This window comes from Halosegnis sp., assembly GCF_042216475.1.
GTDB lineage: Archaea > Halobacteriota > Halobacteria > Halobacteriales > Haloarculaceae > Halosegnis.
The window spans coordinates 1-22,249 of sequence record NZ_JBDGTV010000014.1; the positions used below are offsets into that span (position 1 = coordinate 1).

General features: G+C 67.0%; 20 protein-coding genes and 1 tRNA gene. 11 read left to right on the forward strand and 10 right to left on the reverse strand.

Features of this window, described 5'->3' with window-relative positions; genetic code table 11:
- Positions 1-218: hypothetical protein (locus ABEJ63_RS09650; RefSeq protein ID WP_375796159.1), on the reverse strand; the 218-nt coding region annotated here is incomplete at its 3' end.
- 253 nt (positions 219-471) lie between these two features.
- Positions 472-544 (reverse strand) — tRNA-Pro (locus ABEJ63_RS09655).
- Between the two features lie 93 nt (positions 545-637).
- Here ABEJ63_RS09655 and ABEJ63_RS09660 point away from each other — a divergent pair.
- On the forward strand, positions 638-1,483 hold the full coding sequence (locus ABEJ63_RS09660) for a hypothetical protein (RefSeq protein ID WP_375796160.1): 846 nt from the start codon (positions 638-640) through the stop codon (positions 1,481-1,483).
- 252 nt (positions 1,484-1,735) lie between these two features.
- A complete protein-coding gene (locus ABEJ63_RS09665) occupies positions 1,736-3,043 on the forward strand; it encodes a hydroxyacid-oxoacid transhydrogenase (RefSeq protein ID WP_375796161.1) in 1,308 nt (435 codons plus the stop codon).
- A 339-nt stretch (positions 3,044-3,382) separates the two neighbouring features.
- Here ABEJ63_RS09665 and ABEJ63_RS09670 read toward each other — a convergent pair whose 3' ends face one another.
- The gene (locus ABEJ63_RS09670) at positions 3,383-4,132 is read right to left on the reverse strand and encodes a beta-ketoacyl-ACP reductase (protein ID WP_375796162.1); all 750 of its coding nucleotides are present in this window, start codon (positions 4,130-4,132) and stop codon (positions 3,383-3,385) included.
- 101 nt (positions 4,133-4,233) lie between these two features.
- Here ABEJ63_RS09670 and ABEJ63_RS09675 point away from each other — a divergent pair, with 101 nt between their 5' ends.
- The 3 genes from ABEJ63_RS09675 (at position 4,234) to ABEJ63_RS09685 (ending at position 8,327) form a co-directional block, all read left to right on the forward strand.
- Positions 4,234-5,658 carry an amidase gene (locus ABEJ63_RS09675; protein ID WP_375796307.1) on the forward strand — a complete coding sequence of 475 codons (1,425 nt, stop codon included), beginning with the start codon at positions 4,234-4,236 and terminating at the stop codon, positions 5,656-5,658.
- A 63-nt stretch (positions 5,659-5,721) separates the two neighbouring features.
- A complete protein-coding gene (locus ABEJ63_RS09680) occupies positions 5,722-7,482 on the forward strand; it encodes an ATP-binding protein (protein ID WP_375796163.1) in 1,761 nt (586 codons plus the stop codon).
- Positions 7,483-7,580: 98 nt separating this feature from the next.
- Positions 7,581-8,327, forward strand: coding sequence for a polysaccharide deacetylase (locus ABEJ63_RS09685; RefSeq protein ID WP_375796308.1), 747 nt, complete (start codon positions 7,581-7,583; stop codon positions 8,325-8,327).
- 34 nt (positions 8,328-8,361) lie between these two features.
- Here ABEJ63_RS09685 and epsC read toward each other — a convergent pair whose 3' ends face one another.
- Complete coding sequence (epsC, locus tag ABEJ63_RS09690; RefSeq protein ID WP_375796164.1) at positions 8,362-9,234, reverse strand: serine O-acetyltransferase EpsC; 873 nt, start codon at positions 9,232-9,234, stop codon at positions 8,362-8,364.
- Positions 9,235-9,329: 95 nt separating this feature from the next.
- On the opposite strand from epsC, the gene ABEJ63_RS09695 reads away from it, so the two are divergent.
- The gene (locus ABEJ63_RS09695) at positions 9,330-10,808 is read left to right on the forward strand and encodes an amidase (RefSeq protein WP_375796165.1); all 1,479 of its coding nucleotides are present in this window, start codon (positions 9,330-9,332) and stop codon (positions 10,806-10,808) included.
- On the opposite strand, the gene ABEJ63_RS09700 is transcribed toward ABEJ63_RS09695, so the two are convergent.
- Positions 10,805-11,491: a haloacid dehalogenase type II gene (locus ABEJ63_RS09700; RefSeq protein WP_375796166.1), complete on the reverse strand. Its 687-nt coding sequence runs from the start codon at positions 11,489-11,491 to the stop codon at positions 10,805-10,807. The two genes, ABEJ63_RS09695 and ABEJ63_RS09700, sit on opposite strands and share 4 nt — an antisense overlap.
- Positions 11,492-11,569: 78 nt before the next feature.
- On the opposite strand from ABEJ63_RS09700, the gene ABEJ63_RS09705 reads away from it, so the two are divergent.
- Positions 11,570-12,346, forward strand: a complete 777-nt coding sequence (locus ABEJ63_RS09705) for an MOSC domain-containing protein (protein WP_375796167.1) — start codon at positions 11,570-11,572, stop codon at positions 12,344-12,346.
- Here the strand turns inward: ABEJ63_RS09705 and ABEJ63_RS09710 are convergent, their stop codons facing one another.
- Positions 12,347-13,888, reverse strand: a complete 1,542-nt coding sequence (locus ABEJ63_RS09710) for a hypothetical protein (protein ID WP_375796168.1) — start codon at positions 13,886-13,888, stop codon at positions 12,347-12,349.
- A 149-nt stretch (positions 13,889-14,037) separates the two neighbouring features.
- Here ABEJ63_RS09710 and ppcA point away from each other — a divergent pair, with 149 nt between their 5' ends.
- Both ppcA and ABEJ63_RS09720 read left to right on the forward strand, forming a co-directional pair.
- Complete coding sequence (gene ppcA / locus ABEJ63_RS09715) at positions 14,038-15,516, forward strand: phosphoenolpyruvate carboxylase (protein WP_375796169.1); 1,479 nt, start codon at positions 14,038-14,040, stop codon at positions 15,514-15,516.
- Positions 15,517-15,560: 44 nt separating this feature from the next.
- Positions 15,561-16,370: an aldo/keto reductase gene (locus ABEJ63_RS09720; RefSeq protein WP_375796170.1), complete on the forward strand. Its 810-nt coding sequence runs from the start codon at positions 15,561-15,563 to the stop codon at positions 16,368-16,370.
- On the opposite strand, the gene ABEJ63_RS09725 is transcribed toward ABEJ63_RS09720, so the two are convergent.
- Complete coding sequence (locus ABEJ63_RS09725) at positions 16,367-17,281, reverse strand: SDR family NAD(P)-dependent oxidoreductase (RefSeq protein WP_375796171.1); 915 nt, start codon at positions 17,279-17,281, stop codon at positions 16,367-16,369. The two genes, ABEJ63_RS09720 and ABEJ63_RS09725, sit on opposite strands and share 4 nt — an antisense overlap.
- A gap of 113 nt (positions 17,282-17,394) precedes the next feature.
- Between ABEJ63_RS09725 and ABEJ63_RS09730 the strand changes: the two genes are divergently transcribed.
- A complete protein-coding gene (locus tag ABEJ63_RS09730; RefSeq protein ID WP_375796172.1) occupies positions 17,395-17,748 on the forward strand; it encodes a hypothetical protein in 354 nt (117 codons plus the stop codon).
- Here ABEJ63_RS09730 and ABEJ63_RS09735 read toward each other — a convergent pair.
- Positions 17,732-18,382 carry a hypothetical protein gene (locus ABEJ63_RS09735; RefSeq protein WP_375796173.1) on the reverse strand — a complete coding sequence of 217 codons (651 nt, stop codon included), beginning with the start codon at positions 18,380-18,382 and terminating at the stop codon, positions 17,732-17,734. The genes ABEJ63_RS09730 and ABEJ63_RS09735 overlap by 17 nt on opposite strands.
- 141 nt (positions 18,383-18,523) lie before the next feature.
- Between ABEJ63_RS09735 and ABEJ63_RS09740 the strand changes: the two genes are divergently transcribed.
- Positions 18,524-19,273: a hypothetical protein gene (locus ABEJ63_RS09740; RefSeq protein WP_375796174.1), complete on the forward strand. Its 750-nt coding sequence runs from the start codon at positions 18,524-18,526 to the stop codon at positions 19,271-19,273.
- Here ABEJ63_RS09740 and ABEJ63_RS09745 read toward each other — a convergent pair.
- Positions 19,270-20,721, reverse strand: coding sequence for a carotenoid oxygenase family protein (locus ABEJ63_RS09745; RefSeq protein ID WP_375796175.1), 1,452 nt, complete (start codon positions 20,719-20,721; stop codon positions 19,270-19,272). The genes ABEJ63_RS09740 and ABEJ63_RS09745 overlap by 4 nt on opposite strands.
- Positions 20,722-20,759: 38 nt before the next feature.
- A complete protein-coding gene (locus ABEJ63_RS09750) occupies positions 20,760-22,184 on the reverse strand; it encodes a carotenoid oxygenase family protein (protein ID WP_375796176.1) in 1,425 nt (474 codons plus the stop codon).
- Positions 22,185-22,249: the final 65 nt, after the last annotated feature.

The following is a 22,249-nucleotide window of genomic DNA, read 5'->3' on the forward strand; positions in this document are numbered from 1 at the left end:
TGCGCGTTCAAGTCGTTCCAGCAGGACTGGTTCTTCATGTAGGATTTCAGCACGCCTTCATGTGGGATTTCGCCGGTCTCATCCCAGATGCGGTCGGCTGTCCATCGTGCAACGTTCCAGATTTTGGAGGCGGAGTCTCCGAGCGAGTCAAGGCCATCGCGTACCGTTCGGTGGTTCTGGATGGAACCAACGTAGGTACGAGTGACCTCAATCGCCATACATAGCCTACATAGACAAGCCTACTTAACGGTGTAGATTAGCGTGGAATATCCGGCCTGCCATCGGCGGTGGTCTGTGTAGGAGTTGTCGGATTCACTCCCGCCGTGAACGGCGGGATTCTCTCCTCGCAAAAAGATAGGTACTCGTCCGCCACACTGTTGATGACTCTGTTTTATTCATAAGCTCTTGGAGGAGTGCGTACTACTGAACATATGAATAATTATCGACCAATATCCGTGTAGTCGTCAAGAATGGGCCGAATCGGATTTGAACCGATGTACCGAGGACCCGATCCTCGAAGGATACCAAGCTACCCCATCGGCCCGCATCCAGATGCTGTGGGCTTGCGCGTTTAACGGTTGCGACTCACTCGCCGCGGGCAAGGCGGCCATACCGCTGGCCGTCGAACTCGTTGCGGATGGGGTCACGCGAACCTACCTCGGTGCTGGTGCCGACCGCTGAGTGGACGCTCGCGTGTGACTACCTTGCCGTCCACTCCGATGGGGGCGACAAACTGCTCGCTATCTGTGACTGGCGCGCCGACCCTGTGGCGCGCCGCGAGCCGTCGGATGGAAGTAGTGGCGACGCCTCGTATGGGTATGCGCGGAGGGTTGCCGTGAGCGAGGAGGCCGACGAGATGCGGTACACCGAGTACCAGTGTCGCAACTGTGGGCACGCGACGCCGAAGAACACGCCCCCGTGTGATCGGTGCGGGGGGTACAATTTTGAGCCAGTGGAGGTGCGGGCCAGCGACTTCGAGGATGAGGCGTCTGCGCCGACGACACTCGCGCTGGCCCGCGAGGAGCCGCTGCTGGCGGGTGCCAGCGTCGTACTGGTCCTCGTTGTCGTTGCCGCGGGCCTTGCCTGGACCGGCGCGTTCGTCCTTGCAGACCCGACCGGCACCTACCGGTTCGGGAGCGTCACCGCGACGCCACCGGATGGAGACGGCCAGCTGACGGCCGGCGAGTTCCGGGCGACTCTCGAGCCGGACCACGCCGTTACCGGGATGCGTTGGATCGGGACGGGACTGCAGGTGACAGTCGATGCGCCAGCCGCGTCGAACGCCGCGGTCGTCGAGGAGGCGATGAGTGTCGCCCGCCTGTACGCTGCCTACGTCGACCGCGGCGGCACAGCCCGAACGTTGGAGGTGACCGTCACCACCGACCGTGGAGACGCCACCGTCACGGTGGCGCGTGAGACGGCCCAGGCGTACGCAGCCGGCGACCTCTCGGAGGCGGCCTACCGAGAGCGTGTGCTTGGCTAACACGAACCCCCGAAAGATTCATAACCAGTAGTACCCGAGCGCAACTTGAGCGGAACTGGTTGGACCCTCTGTCCGCTCACCCCGTTTTCACTCGGTCTGACATCGGTACGTGACGTGGCCAGCCGCAAGCCCGTCGGCTCGCCATGACGGGCCGTCGTGTGACATAGCAACGAGGGACGAGTACACACACGGCTAACTTTAACAGCCCCGTCGGCAACTGACGCGTATGCACACGACGACAGGGTGGTGGGCGTGAGCTACGACCGCTCGGTATCGGCCGGCGACCACGGCCTGCTGTCCGAGAGCGTCTGGACGTTCCAGTTGCCGGCGGTCCGGTTTGGCGCCGGCGCCGTTGACGAACTCGGCTTCCAGTTGGCGGATTTGGGCGTCGACGAAGGCGCGACCGGCCTGCTCGTCACCGACGAGACGCTCATAGACGTGGGCCACGCCGACCGGGTGGCCGATGCACTGGCCGATCAGTACACCGTAGACATCTACGACGACTGTGAGCGCGAGCCGTCGGTGGCGGCTATCGAGGACTGCATCGCGTTCGTCCGCGACGAACAAGGACCCGACGGCTACGATTTCTACGTCGGTGTGGGCGGTGGCAGCGTGATGGATACCGCGAAAGCCACGCGTGCAGTGGTAGCGAACGGCGGTGCCCCGCTCGACTACGTCGCCGAACCGACCGGGAGTGGTGAGGCGCTCACCGACTCGGGGGCGCCGCTCGTCTGTCTGCCCACGACGGCTGGCACAGGCTCTGAGATTTCACCGCTCGCCATCCTCTCGGTTCCGGAGAAGGAGATCAAGGAGGGCATCTCGAGTCACCACGTCCGGGCGGACGCCGCAGTGCTGGATCCGACGCTGACGACGACGTTGCCGGCGGCCCAGACAGCCCGGACCGCGATGGACGCGCTCGGTCACGCCATCGAGGGGTACACCACCCACGAGTTCGACAGCATGCTCCAGGCGACGGAGGCGAGCGAACGGCCGGTCTACGCCGGGCGAACGCCCGTCACCGAGTTGTTCTCGAAGCGCGCCATCGAACTGCTTTCGGGGAACGTCCGCCGGGCCGTCCACAACGGCGACGACCTAGAGGCGCGCTCGAAGATGCTCCAAGGGGCGCTATTCGGCGCTATCGCCGGCCTCACCGCGGGCGCGAACCTCGCCCACGCGATGGCCTACCCCGTCGGCAACCGGTATCACACGTATCATGGCGAGACGATTGCCGTGCTGACGCCCGCGAGCACGCTTGGCTACAACGCCGCCTCCGATCCGGACCGGTACGCTGAGATTGCCGACCTGCTCGGGGTAAATACGGCTAGAATGAGCACCCGCGAGGCCGCCGACGCCGCCAAAGCGCAGTACGTCCAACTACAACGGGATCTAAACGTGCTTCCGAGCGGTCTGGCAGAGTTGGCAGGCATCGACGAGGACGACCTCGGCTGGCTGGCCGAGCGGACCTACGAGAGCCAGCAGCGGTTGTTGCGGTGCAATCCACGCCCTGTCACCGAAAGCGACGTGTACGATATATTTGAGGACGCGTTGTACAACTGGTAACTCGCTCCGAGGCGGCGCGTAGTTGCCGGCGTCGATGAGGCTCTACGCCTGCCGAGTAGCCGATTCGCGCTGGTGACGGTACGAGACTGGAACCCCCCAGCGGCTGATGTAGAGTTTGTTCTTGTGGCCGAGAACAAATTCATCCGCATCGAGTTCGATAGGCCGGTCGAACCAGTGAGGCGAAGATGAACGGCCGGACCACTTTGATGAGCATTTCCGGCTTGTCTTCCAGGAGCGAGCGCAGTCGAGCCGCACCCCTCCCCCTTGGGTCGTAATCACGGCAGCGTACAGTAGAAACGACGGTACACTGCTTCGTCTCGGCTGTGACAGCGCGCGAAACTACCACTCCATGCCGCCGTTGACGCCAAGCACCTGGCCGGTCATATAGCTCGACTCCTCGCTGGCGACGAACCGGACGACGCCCACGACATCCTCCACCTCGGCGAACCGCTCTAATGGGATGCGCTCGAGGATGCCCTCTTGGACGCGCTCTGGGACATCCTTAAGCATGTCCGTCAGCACGAAGCCGGGCGCGACGCAGTTGGCCGTCGATCCTTCCCGAGCGAGCTCCAACGCCACCGTCCGCGTAAAGCCGAACATCGCTGACTTGGTGGCCGCGTAGTTCGCCTGCCCGTAGTTGCCCTGCTGGCCGACGACCGACGAGATATTGATGAGCCGGCCCTCGTAAGCCTCTCGAATGTCCTCGAAGCAGACCTTCGTGCAGTTGAACAGGCCACCGAGGTTCACGTCGACGACCCGGTCCCAGTCCTCGCGGGTCATGTTCTCGAACTTCCGGTCGACGGTGATGCCCGCGTTGTTGACGAGCACCTCGACGGAGCCGAACGCCTCCTGAACCTGCTCGTGCATCCGTTCGACGGCCTCCAGGTCGGCCACGTTCGCCTGGACAGGCACTGCCCGTCCGCCCTCCTCTTCGATGGTCTCGGCGACATCGTAGGCTTCCCCCTCCGAGGAGCGATAGTTAACCGCGACATTCGCGCCGCGCCGCCCGAGTTCCTCCGCAATACCGCGCCCAATACCGCGTGATGCGCCCGTGACGAGACAGGTCCGCCCGTCGAGTAGCGTCGACATACGCTTGTGCTGTGCAAACGAGTGACAATCAAACCCCCTGTCGGCGCTCCGAGGGGTTTTTGCTCACGCCCCCGCGACGAATTGCCGTGCCACCACTTCACATGCGCTCGGCGGCGAGTATCGCACGCGGTATCCGCGAGGGTGACCTGTCGCCCGTCGCCGTCGTTGAGGCCACGCTTGACCGCATCGAGGCCCGCAACGACCGGACGAACGCCTTCGTCACCGTGACCGCTGATCGCGCCCGCGAGCAGGCTCGCGCGGCCGAGCAGGCCATCGAGCAGGGCAAGCCGCTCGGGCCGCTCCACGGTGTGCCCATCGCGATCAAGGATCTCGACGACGTCGCGGGCGTCCGCACGACCAACGGCTCACTGCTGTTCGAGGAGTACGTCGCCGACCAATCGGAGCCGTTTGTCGACCGGCTCGTCGAGGCAGGCGCAATCATCGTCGGCAAGACGAACACGCCAGAGTTCGGCCTCGGCTGTACGACCCACAACCGTGTCGTCGGCCCGACGGAGTCGCCGCTCGCGCCCGGCCACATCTCCGGTGGCTCCTCGGGTGGAGCGGCCGCGGCGCTCGCGGACGGGCTAGTTCCCATCGCACAGGGGTCGGACACTGGCGGCTCCATCCGGACGCCTGCCGCCTGCTGTGGCGTCGTCGGCCTGAAGCCGACGTTCGGTCGGGTGCCGATGGCCGACGACCGCAACGCCTTCAGCGCTCACACGCCGTTCAGCCACCTCGGCCCGCTGGCCCGCACCGTCGAGGATGCCGCCCTCACGCTGGACGTGCTCGCCGGGCCTCATCCCGCGGACCCGTTCGCGCTACCGGCCCCGTCGACTCGGTTCGTCGACGCGGTGAACGAGCCGGTCGACGACCTGCAGGTCGCCTACAGCCCCGCACTCGACACCTACCCGGTTGCGACGCCAGTCCGCGAGGTGGTCGGCGAGGCCGTCGACGCATTCGAAACGGCGGGCGCGACCGTCGACCGGGCGGACCCGGCGCTCGACCTGACACAGGATGAAATCCTCGACGCCTACTACACGTTCGCGACGGTGCTCTGGGAGGGGCTCTTCGACGGGCTGGAGACGGAGGGCTACGACCCGCGGGGCGCGGACCGAGACCGGCTTGCCGACTCCACCGTCGAGACCATCCTCAAGGCTGAGGACGTATCGACGCGGGAGCTGACGGCTGCCCAGCGGACCCGGAGCGAGGTGCTTTCGGCGATGACCGACCTGTTCGACGAGTATGACCTGCTCGTCTGTCCGACGCTGTGTGTGCCACCGTTCGAGGTGGGCGAGCACCCGACCGAAATCGAGGGGATGGAGATCGACCCGCGGCGCGGCTGGCTACTCACCCAACCGTTCAATATGACTGGCCAGCCCGTCGCCGCTTTGCCTGCGGGCCAAACGGACGACGGGCTGCCGGTCGGGCTCCAACTTGTCGGTCCGCGGCTCGCCGAACGGGATGTCGTCGCCGCGGCGGCCGCCTACGAGCGCGTCTGTCCATGGCACGACGCGTATCCCGCCTGATTCTGAGGGAACTTTACACCGAGTTTGCACAACGGCTTTTCTGATGGTGCCGCGTCACCCAGTATGGTCCAGTCGCTGACGCTGTTCTCGCAGGCGGTCGCCGGGTTAACCGGAATCGTGTTTGTGGCGCTGGCCTGGCGGCTACGAGACGGACCGACGCCGGCCGAGCGGCTGTTCGGCTGGCTGCTCGGCGTGGTCGGCGGGTCGGCACTTGTGTTCGCCGCCGTCGCACCGTCGCCGGGAGCCTACCACCTACTGTGGCTGAATGCGCTGTTCGCGATCCCGGTCGTCTTCGGTCTGTTCTGCTTCGAGTACTACGGCCTTGCCGTCCCACGGACGCGGATTCAGCAAGCAGCTGTCCTCACGCCGGCCATCCTCGCGGCGGCTGCCGGAACAGCGCTCTCAGTCGTCCCCTCTGCCTCAACCAGCGGCGCGATGTCGGGGATGATGCAGGGCGCGATGACGGGCGGTCGTCCCGTGTTCACCACTCTTTCGCTCGGCCCTGTCGCGTCGACACTGCTCGGGGCAGTCCGTGACCTCGGCATCTACTACGCAAGCGGGGTAACACTGGTAGCTGTCGGCGTCATCGCGAGCGCGGTGGGCCGCTACCGCCATCTCGCGGCCGGGCTCGGGCTGTCGCTCGCCGGAACCGGCGTCTGGCCGTGGGCGGCGTACGTGGGGATGCCGGCGCTCGCGGCGAGTGTCGCTCGCAACGTGGCACTGACCGTGATTGCAGGCGGCTACGCCGTGAGCGCGGCCGGCGCTATCGTCGCCGTCGGCCACTACGGGCTGTTCGACTCCCAGCCGCAGGCCGGAACCATCGGCCCGGAGACCGTCTTAGACACGATGCCGGCAGCGGTGCTCGTCCTCGACCGCGAGGACCGCGTGCTCCGGCTGAACGCCCCCGCCGAGCGATGCTTCGAGACGAGCGAGCGGGCGGCCGTAGGGACCACGGTCGAGACGGTCCTTGGCGTGAATGCCGACAGGCTCCGTCAGGCCGGCGACGAAGGGGTCGCGCTCGCGACTGCTGAGGGCGAACGCCAGTTCCACCCGACACTGGCCCCAATCGACGATGGACGGAACATCGCCGGGACGGCGGTCGTCCTGCGGGACGTCACCCAGCGACGGACGCGCGAGCAACGACTGGCCGTCCTCAACCGTGTGCTCCGGCACAACTACCGCAACGAGTTGAACGCCATTCGCGGATACGCCGATCTCGTAGGAGACGATTCCGGGGAAGCCGCGCGCATTCAGTCGCTGGCTGACGACCTGTTGTCGCTCAGCGAGCGGGCCCGCGAGACACAACGCGTGATGGCACTCGACGTGCCCGCGGATCCGCAGACTGCGGTGGGCGCGGTACTCGAGTCGGTTGCGGAGGACCTCCGGGTGGCATATCCTGAGGTCGAGGTGACCGTCGCGGTACCAGACGGCGCCGTCGCAGCTGTCGACGAGCGTGTGTTCACGGTGGTCGCCCGGAATGTCCTCGAGAACGCCTGCGAGCACAATGACGCCGCCTCACCGGTCGTCGTCGCGTCGGTCGACCGCACCGACGAGGGGCTCCGACTCGCCGTCAGCGACAACGGCCCCGGCATCCCCGACATGGAGACAGGCGTACTCGCGGCCGGCACGGAGAATCCACTCCAGCACGGGCAGGGGCTCGGGCTGTGGACGGTCAAGTGGGGTGTCACCCGGATGGGCGGGACACTCTCCTTTGCCGAGAACACACCGCGAGGGACGGTCGTCCAGATTCGTCTGCCAGCTGCTGACGGGCCAGCGCCGGCGGCAGCCACGGCGTCGGCCGGCCGCGCGGTGAGCGACGACTAACCCGCGGCTACACTTTAGTGGCCTGCGGCCGCCCCCGTGGTGTGCCACCGACCGTCTGTCTCACGTTCGACTTCGATGCCGTCTCGCCGTGGCTCCATATGGGCGACGGCCGGAACACACCGACCAACCGCTCGCGGGGATTGTATGGCGCGGAAGTTGGCGCACCGAACGTCCTCGACTTTCTCGCCGATCGCGAGTTGCCCGCGACGTGGTTCGTGCCGGGCCATACAATCGACAGCTTTCCCGATGTCTGCGAGCGGGTGGCCGCAGCCCACGAGGTAGGCCACCACGGTTGGAGTCACACACCGCCGGGTGCCTACGACAGCCGTGCCGCGGAGCGGACCGATATCGAGCGTGGCATTGCGAGCATCGAGCGGCTGACCGGGACAGCCCCGGCGGGCTACCGCTCGCCCTCGTGGGACTACTCCGAACATACGGTCGAGCTGCTCTGTGAGCTGGGCTTCGAGTACTCCTCTTCGGGGATGGCCCGCGAGTTCACGCCCTACCGGGTCCGGCAGGACAGTCCCGAGTCGACCGGCGCCTACGATCCCAGCGAGGCGACCGACCTCGTCGAACTCCCGGTATCGTGGGCCCGGGACGACTACCCACCGCTGGCGTTCGCCAGCGAGCGGGGCTACACCGCGGAACAAGCGGTGTTCGACGACTGGCGCGCCCAGTTCGATTATGCGCCCGACGACGGCGTCTTCGTACTCACGATGCATCCACAGGTCATCGGCCGCCCCGACCGGCTTGCGCGGCTGGGGGAGTTCATCGGCCACGCGCAGGAAACGGGGGCGGAGTTCCGCGAGGCGGGTGCCGTCGCAGACGAGTTCGCGGGGTATTGACTTCCTCCCGCGCCTAAAGTCGGGGGAATCAGCCTCAATCGTTTGATTTGCGCGTCTGCTTGGGGTGGTCGGCGACGTAGACGCTGGTGTGGTCAGGGACGTCATCGGTCACCCAGGAGTTGGCGCCGATGCTGACGTGGTCGCCAATCTCGATAGCGCCGAGCACATTCGACCCGGCGCCGATAACGACGTGGTCGCCCACGTCTGGGTGGCGCTTGTACCCCTTCGCCAGCGCGTGGTCGTCGCCTTCGGCCTCCTCGAAGTGGAGTGCGCCCAGCGTGACGTTCTGGTAGATGCGCGCCCAGTCGCCCACCGTCGCCGTCTCACCGATGACCACGCCTGTCCCGTGATCGATGAAGAGGTACTCGCCAATCGTCGCCCCGGGATGGATATCGATGCCTGTCTCGCTTTTTGCGTACTCGGTGAGTTCCCGGGCGTACTCGGGGGCATCCGCCTCGTAGAGGCGGTGAGCCACCCGGTGGGTCATGACCGCGTGGAACCCCGGATACGAGCGAATGATCTCACAGTAACTCTTGGCCGCGGGGTCGCCTTTGTAAGCGGCCTCCGCGTCCTTCTTGAGCGTCCGCCGCACCGCCGGCAGTCCGTCGAGCAGGTCGTCGACCAGCCGCCGGGCGGCCGCTGGCCCGCGGCCGCTCGCGGCGGTGACGCCCTTGTGCATGCAGTCACCGAGCTGGGAGAGTCGCTCGCGGACGGCCGATTCGTCGCCGACGAGGTCGGTCGCGTTCCAACAGCGCGGGAACAGCAGCTGCTTGAGCAGCGTGGGCTCGTCACGCAGATAGTCGCGGCGTGGGTACGTGCGGCCGTTGTCGGTCGGGAACGGCGACTCGTCGGCCCGGTAGGCCGCCACAAGCTCGCTTGCCGCGTCGCCGGTGTACTCGTAGGCCATCTGTCCGTTGTTATGCCCGGGCGGGCAAATGCATTTGCGACCGCAGCCGCGGCGGTAGATTCACGGCCCAGTCGGCGCGTGGTACGAGCGTCTACATGAGCTTCGACCTCACGGAGGCAACCATCGCCGATGTCCACGCCGCAATGCGAGACGGGACGCTGACGGCGGAGGCGCTCGTCGACGGCTATCTCGCGCGCATCGAGGCGTACGACGACACGCTCAACGCCGTCCTCACGGTGAACGACGCCGCTCGGGAGCGGGCTCGCGAACTGGATGCCGCCCGCGAGCGAGACGGGTTTGTCGGCCCACTCCACGGCGTACCGGTGCTTCTCAAGGATAACCACGACACCCACGACATGCCGACGACGGCTGGCTCGACGGCGCTGGCCGATTCCCAGCCAGACCGAGACGCGTTCGTCGTCGAGCAGCTTCGCGCGGCGGGCGCGGTCGTCCTCGGGAAGACGAATCTGCAGGAGCTGTCTTTCGGCGTCGACACCGTCAGTTCACTGGGCGGGGCCACGCGCAACGCGTACGATCTCGACCACCGGCCATCGGGGTCGAGTGGCGGCACCGCGGCGGCCGTCGCCGCCAACCTCGCCCTGCTCGGGACCGGCTCGGACACCTGCTCGTCGGTGCGATCGCCGCCGGCATTCAACGACTGCGTGGGAGTCCGGCCGACCCGGGGCTTGGTGAGCCGGACCGGCATCGTTCCGCTGGCGAGTACGCAGGACACTGCCGGCCCTATCGCGCGGACGGTGGCAGACGCCGCCCGCCTGCTGGAGGTCATGGCCGGCTACGACCCCACAGATTCGGTCACGGCCCGCGGGGCAGACGCAGTCCCGGATGACGGCTACCGGCCGCTCAATGCCGACGCACTCGCCGACGCCCGTATCGGCGTTGTCCGCAGTGCGTTCGGGCTCGCCGACGAATCGAACGACGCTGCGGGTGCTGCCGCCGTTACCGACGTCGTGGAGGAGGCGCTGTCGGAGATGGCAGCGGCGGGCGCCACATTGGTCGACTGCGAGCCGGTCGACCCCGACTATCTGGCGAGTGCGCGCGTACTCGGCTACGAGTTTGCCCGCGACGTGAACGCGTATCTCGCCGAACTTGAGGACCCCCCCCACGAGACGCTCCGGGAGATTTACGACACCGGTGAGATTACGCCATCGGTCGCCGAGCGGTTCGACGAGGCGGGCATCTTCGATGTCAATCCCGACGTCGTCGATCGAAACGTCGACTACCTCCGCCGGTTCCGCCGCCGGGAGACGCTCCGCGAGCAGACACTCGCGTGTCTCGTCGAGCACGACCTCGACGCGCTCGCCTACCCGCCCTCGCGGGTGCCGCCCGTCGAGATACCGGCTCATCAACCGTTCGAGGAACTCAACTGTGAACTGTCGGCCCACACCGGCCTGCCAAGCCTCGTCGTCCCCGCCGGGTTCACCGACAACGGCCTCCCCGTCGGCGTCGAGTTGCTCGGGCGGGCGTTCGACGAGTCGCGACTGTTTGACCTCGGGTACGCGTTCGAGCAGGCGAGCGATCATCGGCGACCGCCAGCGCGGTTCGGGCCGCTCTAGTCGAACAGTCGGTCACACAGCGTTGCGAGTGAGTCGACCGTAAGGTGAGGCTCGCCACCGTAAGCGGTCCACGGAGCGTCTCCTCGGTCCAGCCACACTCCCTGCATACCGGCGTTCTGGGCGCCCTGCACGTCCATCCAGTGGGCGGTGACGTGGGCCACGTGAGTCGGCTGCACGTCCAGCTGGTCGGCGGCGTACTCGTAGAGCGCGCGGGCTGGCTTGAACGTCTCGAGTGCGTCGGCGCTCACCTGCTCGTGGACCGTCGTCTCGATGCCCGTCGTCTCGACGAGCGACGTGAGCATTGCCGGATCGCCGTTCGAGAGTATTGACGGCGCGTAGTCGGCCGCGTCCAGTCGGGTAAAGGCACCGGCGACGTCGTCGTAGGGCGCCAGTTCGTGGTAGACGGCGTTCAGTTCGCGCAGTCGCTCGTCGGTCGGGTCGCGGCCGGCCGCCCGGAGCGCGTCTGCTAGCCCCAGCCGGTGGAGCTCCATGTAGGTCTCGTAGGTGTCCAGTGGGCCAGCGACGACGGACATGAACAGCGCGTTCTCACGCCACTCACGGGCGACCGCGTCCGGGTTAGCAACGGTTCCCTCGAGTACCGACGCGGCGGCCGCAGTATCGACGAGCGTGCCGTACGAGTCGAAGGTGACTGCCTCGACGCGGCTGGGGTCGAACGCTGGCATACCCAGGGGTCGCGGCGCGGCGGCTTCGGCCTTGGGGGCAACGCAAACGCCTACGCCCCCGCGGGTCGAAGCCAGTGTATGACACATCCACGGCTCGCCGGACTGCGGGTATACCCGGTGAAGGGGCTCAATGGCATCGAGGTGGACGCGGCGGCGGTCCGCGAGGGCGGCACGCTCGCGTTCGACCGGGAGTACGCGCTGTTCGACGCCACTGACGAGGTGGTCAACGGGAAGCGGACTCCCCGGGTCCACGACCTCGCGACCGACTTCGACCCAGCGACGGGGACATACAGCGTCGAGACGCCCGCCGGCGAGCGGCACGCGTTCGACCTGCCGGCGGACCGCGAGCGAGCCGCGGCCTTCTTCGGCGAGTTCTTCGAGCTGGACCTACGGCTGGCCCGGGACGGGACACAGGGGTTCCCAGACCGTCCCTCGGCGGGCCCGTCGGTCGTCAGTACGGCGACACTGCGCGAGGTGGCCTCGTGGTTCGACGATTTGTCCGTCGAGAGTGTGCGCCGGCGGCTCCGCACGAACGTCGAGGTCGCGGGGGTGCCGGCGTTCTGGGAGGATCGCTTCGCCGGGGCGGACGCACCGACGTTCTCAATCGGCGGCGTCCAGTTCGAGTGCGTCACGCCGTGCGGGCGGTGTGTCGTCCCCGAGCGAGACCCCGATACGGGCGAGCCGACGCCAGAGTTCCGTGAGCGGTTTGTCGAGCGGCGCCGCGAGACGTTCCCTGCGTGGGCTGACGCTGACGCCTTCGACCACCACTACACGCTGACGCTCATCGCCCGAATCCCCGAAGCCGACCGCGGAACGCGACTCACGGTCGGCGACGATGTCGCTGTCCAGTCGTAGTTAGGCGTCGACCGCCACCGGCGCCGGCGCGGGCCAGTCAGTGAGTGCGCCGCCGAACAGCGTCTCCGTCTGTCGGTCGACGTAGCGTCGCTGGGTGTCGCGGATGGCCGCCGCCGGGTCAGCCCCGGCGTCGAGTCGGGCCGCGATGGCACCGCGCTTCCAGCCCGCGGGCGTCCGGCCAGCGGTCACCCGAGCGCGCAGGGGTGCAAGCCACGCGGCTGCCCGCGTCGGCGCGACCCCGTGCCGTTCGAGCCCATCGGTCGCCGCCGTCAGCAGATCCTCGAACAGCCGCTCGGAATCGGTGGTGCGGTCGCCTGTCGTCGTAATCCACTCCAGATTGGCCTCGAGGCCGTCTCGGGCGGCCGCGTAGAAATTCTCACGAGCCCGGTCCCACGAGAGGTCTGCGACGGGGTGCTGCTGGGCGTGGAGTTCGGTCAGCAGGCCGGCGAGGGCGGCCACCAGCGCCACCGTGTCCGGGACAGTGGGCTGGGCGGGCAGCGGCCGGAACTCGATGCGGACGTTTGCGTCGCCCTCGGTAGCTCCCTCGAAGACAGGCCGGATCCACCGCCAGTATGAGCCGTGTTTGTGGCAGAGGTGGGCGAACGCGTCGTCGAACCGGCCCTCCCTGTCGGGATTGGCGGGCACGAGCGTCGTGTCCTCGACAATCGCATCGACGGCTGCGGCCGCCGAGTCGATATCATCGGGGAAGCGCACCTTCCCCGGCCCGTTCCCACCGTTGATCACCTGTTCGTAGATAGGGACGCGGTGTTCGGCCCATCCTTCTTCGAGGAGAACGGCCCGGTCGGGGGTACCGTCGTAAAGGTCAGCGGGCAGGACGGGCGAGTTGGCCGCCAACGCGAGCAGCGGACCCGCAACGCGGAGCGCGTAGCCGAACTGGCTCGGCAGGTCCGCTGCCGACCGACACTGGTAGTGTGGCTGGATCGACGTGGTCAGCGCGACGAATGCGGGGTAGTCGGCCTCGAGGGAGACGCCGGGGACATCAAGGTGGCCGCCGATGCCGCGGTCCGTATTGGCGAACCCGTGGTACCGGGCTTTGTTGGTGACGTTGACGCCGAGCGTGAGTCCCTCGGCCTCGGTGGCTGCCGTGAGGTACTCGTGCGCCGTTCGGTCGGCTGGTGGCACCGTCCAGAGCCCGTCGCTCACGAGCCGGATGTCCTCGGCGGCGGCAGCGCGCCCGACCCGGCGATACGCTGCAGCCGCGCCTCGCGAGAGCGCTCGCAGGCCGAAATCGTTGCACGGCTGGGGACAGCTGTTGAGTTCGGCATTGTGGAGTCCGAGTTCCGGCATCACGCGACGATAGCCCAGCAGCGAGCGGGGCAGCCGGCGGAGCTGGGCATCCCCGCGGTCGACGCCGTAGAGCTCGTACTCGAGCCCGAGTGTCGTCCCGGGGTTGTCGAACGTCCCGGCGGCCAGCTCTTCTTTGAGTACGGCGGCCTCCTCACGGACCTGCGCGTCGAAGTGGTCACGCGAAACAGTCTGCCACTCACGGAGCCGGGCCACGGGGTCGCCGCCGGCGTACATATCTGGCAGGTAGGCACCTGGCCACGATAAGGCCAGCCCCGAACAGGCCGCGTTCGGCCGTGTGCGGCTGTATGCGCCGCGATAACGCTCGACACAGACACCGACGGGCCGCCACCGTCGCTTTTCACCGCGGGTGCCGTATTACGAGTATGGCAGACGTGCCGCGGCTGATGAGCACTCAGCACCCGGACAACGCGACGCTTCCCTTCTTCGCAGAGGGCGACGTTATCGAGGGGGACGACGAGATACAGGAGGCGTACTACGTCTACTCACATCTCGGCTGTGACGAGCAGATGTGGGACTTCGAGGGGAAAGAGGGCGACGAGTACGCAGTCAAGAAGCTGCTCTCGCGGTACGACGAGTACTTCCGGGCCACGCGACTCGGCGAGGATGTTCGGCTCACGCTGCGCGGGCCGAACCCGGCCGTCGAGGAGTCGGAGGCGAAGATTCTGCTGGAGATCCTGGAGTCCATCCCGCGGTCGTACGACGCAGCCGCACGGTACGCCGAGGAGTTCGACCTGTCCACGGTCGCGCCCATCCACGAGGTTATCGTCCCGATGGTGACCGATGCCGCGCAGGTGAATGCCGTCCACCGCTACTACGAGGAGTTCGTCGCCGGCAAGACCGACCGCGAAATCGGCGACGGCCGGACAGTCGCCGACTGGGTGGGGAGCTTCCAGCCCGATACGGTGGGCGTCATCCCTCTTATCGAGCAACGGGCAGCATTGTTGTCGGCCGACGATATCGTCCGCGAGTACGCCCGCACCAGTGACCAATCGTCGGTGCGGGTGTTCCTCGCGCGGTCCGACCCCGCGCTGAACTACGGCTCGCTTGCGGCCGACCTCATCAACAAGGTAGCACTCGCGCGGCTCTACCGGATGGCCGACGCCGAAGCCATCGACATCCACCCGATGCTGGGGGCGGGCCCGGCGCCGTTCCGCGGCGGCTTCGCCCCGCCGGCCGTCGACCGGACTGTCGACGCTTATCCCGAGGTGGAGACGTTCACCGTCCAGTCGGCGTTCAAGTATGACTACCCTGTCGACGAGGTGACCGCCGCTCTCGACCAGGTGAAAGCGGCCGACCTTGGGAGACCGCCGGACGGCATCGACGCTGAGCGGGCGCTTGCGGTCGTCGACCGCACCGCCGAGGCGTACGCCCAGCAGGTGGATGCTATTGCACCGACGGTGAACCGGCTCTCGCGGTATGTGCCTGACCGCCGGGCGCGGAAACTGCACGTCGGCCTGTTCGGCTACTCGCGGGAGGTGGGGGAGAATCAGTTGCCCCGCGCTATCGGCTACACGGCCGCGCTCTACTCGGTCGGATGTCCGCCGACCCTCCTCGGGCTGGACGGGCTCACGGCCGCCGACGTCGAGTTCGTCGAGGACGCGTTCCCCGCGTTCTTCGACCTGCTTGCTGATGCTGCTCGCTACTACAACCCGCAGTGTACCGAGCTGCTCGACCTCAACCGTGAGCGACTGGAGGCTGGCCTCGAGTACGTCGACGTCGAGACCGATCCTGTCCACGAGTCAGCGACGACCGCCGTACTCGAGGCGCTCGAGACGGACGACGAGGAGACGGTCCGCTCGGAGGTGACGCGGGCGGCCCGCCAGCGGCAGTTCCTCGGGTGAGGCCGGCCCGGAGGGTTCTTTGCCCGGTCGCGTCACCCTCCGATGTGACCGATATCGTTCCCCGCCTCGGGTTGGGCACCTCGGGCAACGACGACCCCGAGCAGTGCGCCGAGAGCGTCCGTACGGCTCTCGAGACGGGCTACCGTCACATCGATACAGCACAGATGTACGACAATGAACGCGCGGTCGGTGACGGAATCGCCGCCGCCGACGTTGACCGCGAGGAGGTGTTCGTGGCGACGAAGATTCACCCCGAGAACCTCGCGCCCGCAGACGTTCGGGATACCGCCCAGGCGAGGCTCGACCGGCTGGCCCTCGAGTACGTCGACCTGTTGTATGTTCACTGGCCGCTGAGTGCCTACGAACCGGCGGAGACGCTGCCCGCCTTCGACGCTCTCCATGAGGCCGGCCTGACGCGCCACGTCGGCGTGAGCAACTTCACGCCCGCCCTGCTCGCGGAGGCCGACGACCTGCTTGAGGCGCCGATCGTCGCGAACCAGGTCGAGATCCACCCGCTCTTGCCGCCGCGTGACGAACTTGTCGCCGCCTGTGTCGAGCGGGATATCGACCTCGTGGCATACGCGCCGTTCTGTCGGGGAGAGGCACTCGAGAACCCCGTCGTCCAGACCGTCGCCGAGGAGCGGGGCATCTCGCCGGCACAGGTGTGTCTCGCGTGGCTGTTCGAACAGGGCGTCGCACCGATTCCAAAGGCGACCGGTGGTGCACACATCCGCGACAACTACGCCGGACTCGAGGTGGACCTCACGGACGAGGAACTCGCACGCATTGACGCCATCGACCGCCGGTACCGGCGGTTCGACCCCGACGGCGCGCCGTGGGCTACGCCGACCTAAGCGGAGATCGCATCGGCAAGCGGTTCCTCAATATCGAGCAGGTCGGCGCTGCGCCGCCAGAGCAGCCGGGCGTTCTCGGTGTCGCGCGCGGCCATCGACGGTTGGGTTGGCCGCTGGTTCGCGAAATAGCGACCCGTGACGTCGGCCGTCTGGTCGGCGAGACCGACGTAGAGCAGTTCGGCGGCGCCGTCCGCGACATCAGTGACCCCTGGTATAGTCTCGAACGCCTGGACGAGTGAGGGGAGCGGGCCGGGGAGAAAGCGGCTGAATCCCGAGCCAGGGATGGCACCAGGGTGGACGCTGTTGGAGACGACAACACGGTCCGCGGCTGACAGCCGGTGCGCGAGTTCGGCCGCGAACAGCACGTTTGCCAGCTTCGAGTGGCTGTACGCCCACAGCCCGACGTGGCGGCCGACATGGGTGGCCCGGTCGATATCTAACGAGACGCCGCGGTGGGCAGCCGAGGCAGTGGTAACGACCCGCGCGCCTGGCGAGAGGTGGTCAATCAGGTCGGTCGTGAGCAGGTACGGGGCGAGGTGGTTGACGTGGAAGGTGTACTCGACGCCGAGGTCGGTCAGCCGACCCTCCCGAAAGAGGCCACCGGCGTTGTTCACCAGCAGGTCGAGCGTATCCGTCTCGGCCCGGACTGTCTGCGCAAGCTCGCGGACAGCGTCGACCTCGGCGAAGTCGGCGGCGATGAACCGAGCGTCGCTGCCAAGGGCGGACAGTTCGTCGACGACCGACGCACCCGCCTCGGCATCACGGCCGTGAACGAGGACGTCCGCGCCCAACCGCCCGAGCGCGAGCGCTGTCGCCCGACCGATGCCGCTGGTCGACCCGGTGACGAGCGCCGTTGTGTCTGCGCACTCGACATCGGCCACTCCTGCCCGCGTCTCCGGTCGGCTGCCCATGACAGTGCATGGGGCGGACCTGACAAAACGCCCGGGGTCGGGGGCGTCCCCGCCGCGACCGGCTGCGGCCGAGGGCGCCAACATTCATTAGGCGGCCGCGTATCCCCCCGACAGTGTACGACAGCGGGGAGGCGCTCGAAGACCGCATTGCGACGCTCCTCCGCGGGGCACTGATGCCTGGTGAGGAGTTCGTCGCCGCCGCCCGCTGTACGGACGGGCTCGTCGACCGCTGGGCGACCCGGCTCGTAGTCACCACCCACCGGGTACTCGCGATTCGGAAGGTGCTCTTCGAGTCGAGCGTCCGTGGCGTGAAGCTATCGCGGCTCAACGACGTCACTGTTCAGGGACCGAGCATTCGGCTGATCCACGGTCTCGAGACCGACGAGTACGAGCTCACATCCGAGTCAGACGCGACGGCAGTCGCCGACGCAATTGAGCGAGCGGGCGAGGCTACTGTTCCGCAGTAAACTCAAAGTCGATGCCGAGCGCTGCCGAGCCGTCCGAGGAGTCGTTGGGTGGTGACCCGTTCGGCACCTCCGTAGTGTCGTCAGGAGTGGTTGTTTCGTCGTCAGCGGTATCAGTAAACCCCTTAATCCAGTCGGTATTGTCTGCGACGAGATGGTATGTTCCGGGAGGGACAGTATAGTTCACAACATCGAGATTCAATTTCCCGAAGATGCTTCCCTCAGAGAGGTACCGCGCTCGGCGGTCGTCGAGGTAGGCGCGGAACTCCTCGGTCGACCCAAACGCGATGAGATCCGCACCCGGCTGTGCGGGCCCCCACCGGACGACGAGGTCGTAGGTGAGCGTCGTCTCTGCGGAGAACTGGAACGACCACGTCCGTCGGTCCCCGGGCCCGAGTGTGAACTCCTCCTCGAACTCCTCGACAGTGACGAGCGCGTCTTTGGCGGCCGTTTCGCCGCTCGTCTCGCTGGTGTCCGCGATAGCCGCCGACTTCTCCCCGGTCTCGGCCAGCGATCGGACCCCTCCGTCGGTCGACCCGTCCGTGAGCCACGGCCCCGCATTGGTCGCGACGCCGCAGAACACCCCGCCGGACAGCGCCGGCGCCACCCGGCGCAGCAGGTCCCGGCGATTCATCATACCGGCCACTCGCGGTGTAGCATCAAAGAGCTATCGGGGTCGTCGCCCGACGATTTATTAGCGCGTGTCGAGAGACACCGGTAAGATGTCGGGTCGCCCAGCCACGCCACGCTGCGTTCGGCGGTCCGACGGGGGGCTCGCGTGGTAAACAGGAACCTCGTCGCAATCGGCGTCGTGGTGCTGCTCCTGCTCGTCGGTGGCGCCGCCGCATTCGTGGGGCTGCCGCTCGGCGGCGGGGATACGACGCCCACGCCGACGCCCAGAACCACGGCCACGTCGACACCGACAGCCACTGTGACACCCACACCGACGGCAACACCGACCTCAACGCCGACAGCCACGCAAACGGCAACCGCAACTCCAACACCGACGCCGACAGCCACCCCGACGGCTACGCCGACGCCCACGCCGGCGTCAGTCGAGGCGCCCAACGCATCTGCCGTCGCAGCCGTCGTTGAGTCCGAACTGACCGCCTACCAAGACGACCCCGAGACGCAGGCTGACGAGTCGATGGCGACGAACGGCACCATCGCATCCGCACTGTCCGAGATGGCCCGGAACCATAGCGCGCAGATGGCTGACGTCAACCGGGTCGCACACACAATCGACGGCGTGACGACCGACGACCGCTACGAGCGCGACCCCACCCTCACGGACTGTGCCGTCCGTGACAACAGCGACACGTACGTTCTAGAGCGTGAGGAGATGGAAGGGCTCGCACAGACGACCGTGACGAGTTCGTCTACCGAGGATGTCGGCCAAGCGTTGGCAGATGCGCTGCTGTTCGATACTCACGACAGACGCGTGCTCGAACTCGATGGCGCATCGCATCTTGGCATTGGCGTCGCCATTCAGGACGGCCAAGCCTACGTAACCATCGCTGTCTGCTAATTCATGCTCCGGCCAGGAGCGATCGGCCCGTAGAACTGGCCATGGAATCCGTACGGGAGTCGATGCGGGAGCGGCGCCCGCGCCAGTTCGGTCATCTCCGCCGCATCAAGGACAACCAGCAGCGACCGCTCAGCGTCAGGGTCAAGCAGGACCGATAGCAGGACGCCCGACGCGCCGTCTGGCCCGGGAACAAACACCGGTTCGCCGGGATAGGTGTCTGGCTCCGACCAGCGAGTCGTATCACCGTCGTCGGGGGTGACTCGCACTAGCCCAGTCGGGAGACTTGCGGTCCCGGCCGTCTCAGCGGCGTAGAGGTTGTTGTACGGACGGCCGTTATCGTGGGCATAGTCGATTGTCGGGAACTCAACCGGCCCCTTGAGGATGCGCTGTCGAGTCGCGTCGCTCCCGTCGAGTGGGAGCTGGTAGCGGACGAGGTGACCAGTCGGGAGGTCCGGGTCCGCGGCCCGGAGATTCGAGAGCGAGAGCGCGGTCAGCGGCCGGACGCTGCCCTCGTAGGCAACGCAGTCGACGACGATGCCGGCGGCCGTCTCGTAGGCGTTAGCGTGGTGGTAGACGAATGCTGAGGGGGCGGCGACGGTCTGGACGTGGTCGCCAGACGTGCGGTCGAGAACGACGAACCGCAGCGGCGCGTCAAGCGGTTCGAGGGCGTCAAGGAACGTATCACCGGTGACGGCGCCGGTGAGCAGCCGCGTCGTGTCGAGTCCGACGGGGTTCACCGTGATGACGGCGTATCGCTCGGTGATCGCGAACGAATGGACGTACGGTGCTGTCTCGAAACGCAGTCGGGTGAGTGGCGACGGCGCGCCGCCGTCGCTCGATCGCTCGAATAGCGTGTACGTCGCCGTGCGGTCGTAGGAGACACCCAGGTTGTAGAAGCGATCGCCGTCGCGATGGAGGTGGCCGAGCGTCACATCACACTCAAGGCCGGCCGTGAGGTCGATCCGGCCAGTCGTCTCGAGTGTCTCGGGATCAAACTGGATACCGACGGGCGACTCCGTCACTGCAAGCCACTGATCGCCAAACCGGACGACACCGACGGAGGGATTGTCTTGGAACTGCCCACCGAGCGCCTGGAGAAGTCGCGTCGGGACAGAACGGTCCGCGGGCGTACCGGGGAGCATTCGACGAACGCCGCCGTGCTCGCTGGCGTACCGATAGTCGTCGCTGCGGACGAACCGGTTTGTATACCGTATCTCGCCGTCTGCGAACACAAACGAGCGGAGCATCGCAAACGCGTCGAACCAGTGGCGGAGGGGGGTGTCACCGGCTTCGAACGCTCCCGGCCCGTTCGCGATGTAGCGGCCCTGCAGCCAGTCAGGTAGTGTCCCCTCGACGGGGAGTCGTACGTCGTGTCGCTCCTCGGGTTGTGTCTCGAAGCCGCGCCGGTAGCCGGGCGAAATCCCCTCAGCGCGCTGGTCGCTGGCCATGCGTTGCGTTCGGGCGGCAGGGAGGTAAGTGTCGCCCGTCAGCCGCCGAGTTCGGGGAAGAAGCGGCCATGGAAGTCGAACGGGAGCGCGTGAGGCAGTGGGGCGCGTGCCCGCTCAGTCATTGTGGCGGCGTCGAGGACGACCAGCAGCGACCGCTCAGCGTCGGGGTCGAGCATCACCGTCAGCACAACGCCGTCGTCCTCCGCGTCGCCGTCGGGACGGGGGACAAAGATGGGCTCGCTCACGGGCCCCCCGTCGGTCCAGTCGGTCGTCTCGCCGTCAGCCGTGTCGACCTTGCGGACGGCGCGGGGCCACTCGGTCACCGGTTCGTTGGTCCCCTGTGCGTAGACGTACCGATGTTCGGCGAGCCACGTCGCCGGTGAGACGGTCGGGAGACCTGTTCCGGTGGCGAACCGGTCAGTCCGCTCGATTGACAGGTTGCCTTCGGGGTCGCTGATTCGATAGCGGTCGAGCCGGCCCGCAACGGCCTCAAGCTCGCCGGCACGGAGTGCCGTGAGATCAAGACTGTCGACAGCGTCGGCGTCGGGCAGCGTCTCGAGGTCGAACACCACGTCCCCGTCGTCCTCGAAGGCGTTGACGTGGTGGAAGCCGAAGACGGCCGGGGCGGTCGCCTCGCCGACGACGCCGCCACCCCGTCGGTCGACGACGTAGATGGTCATGCCGGCATCGGGCCGCCACTGGAAGTTCTCGACGAACGGCCCCTGTCGGCCGGGTTTGAAGAAAGCAAGCGGGTTCACGTCGAATGGGAACGCCGTGAGGACGACGTAGTTGGGTGTGAGCGCGAAGCTGTGCATGTAACTCGGGCGGTCGGTTGGGACGGACGCGAGCAGCTTCCGGCGGTCAGGGGCCCGCATCGCGTAGATGTGGTAATGGCTCTGGCGGCCGAAGGCCGTCTCGACGTTGACGTGGACGTCACGCTCGGGGTCGTATTTCAGATGGGCACACGCAAGATCGCCACTCGGCACGGGACCGTCATACTGGCGGTGACCGAGTGTGTCGAGTGTCGTCGGGTCGACCTGCACCCACCGCGGACTCTCTGTCAGCGCGAGATACTCGTCGCCGATTCGCTCGAGGATGATATTGGCGTTATCGTAGGCATCACCGCGGACAGCATTCCATAGCCGGTCGCGTAGTGTCGATTCGCCGGTGGCGAAGCCCCCCTCGAAGGTGCCGGCCTGCGCGGCCTCGTACGCATCCGTCCGCAGGAACCGGTTCGCATACTGGACACCGTCGTCGAAGGTGAACCGGGTGAGCATCGCAAGCCCGTCGAACCAGTGGTCAACGCTGTCGTTGCCGACCCGGAAGGAACCGGGACCGTTGCGCACGAGACTTCCGGAGAGCCAGCCCGGGAGGTCGCCTTCGACAGGGAGCTGGGTGATTGTCTCTGTCTGCAGTGAGTGAAACCCGAGCCGCTCGTGCCCATCAGTCGTGGGGCGTGTCATCAAGCAGCGTTGGGTCGCGAACGGCCTATCATTTTCGAGGAGAGACTCCCGCCGTGTACACCGAG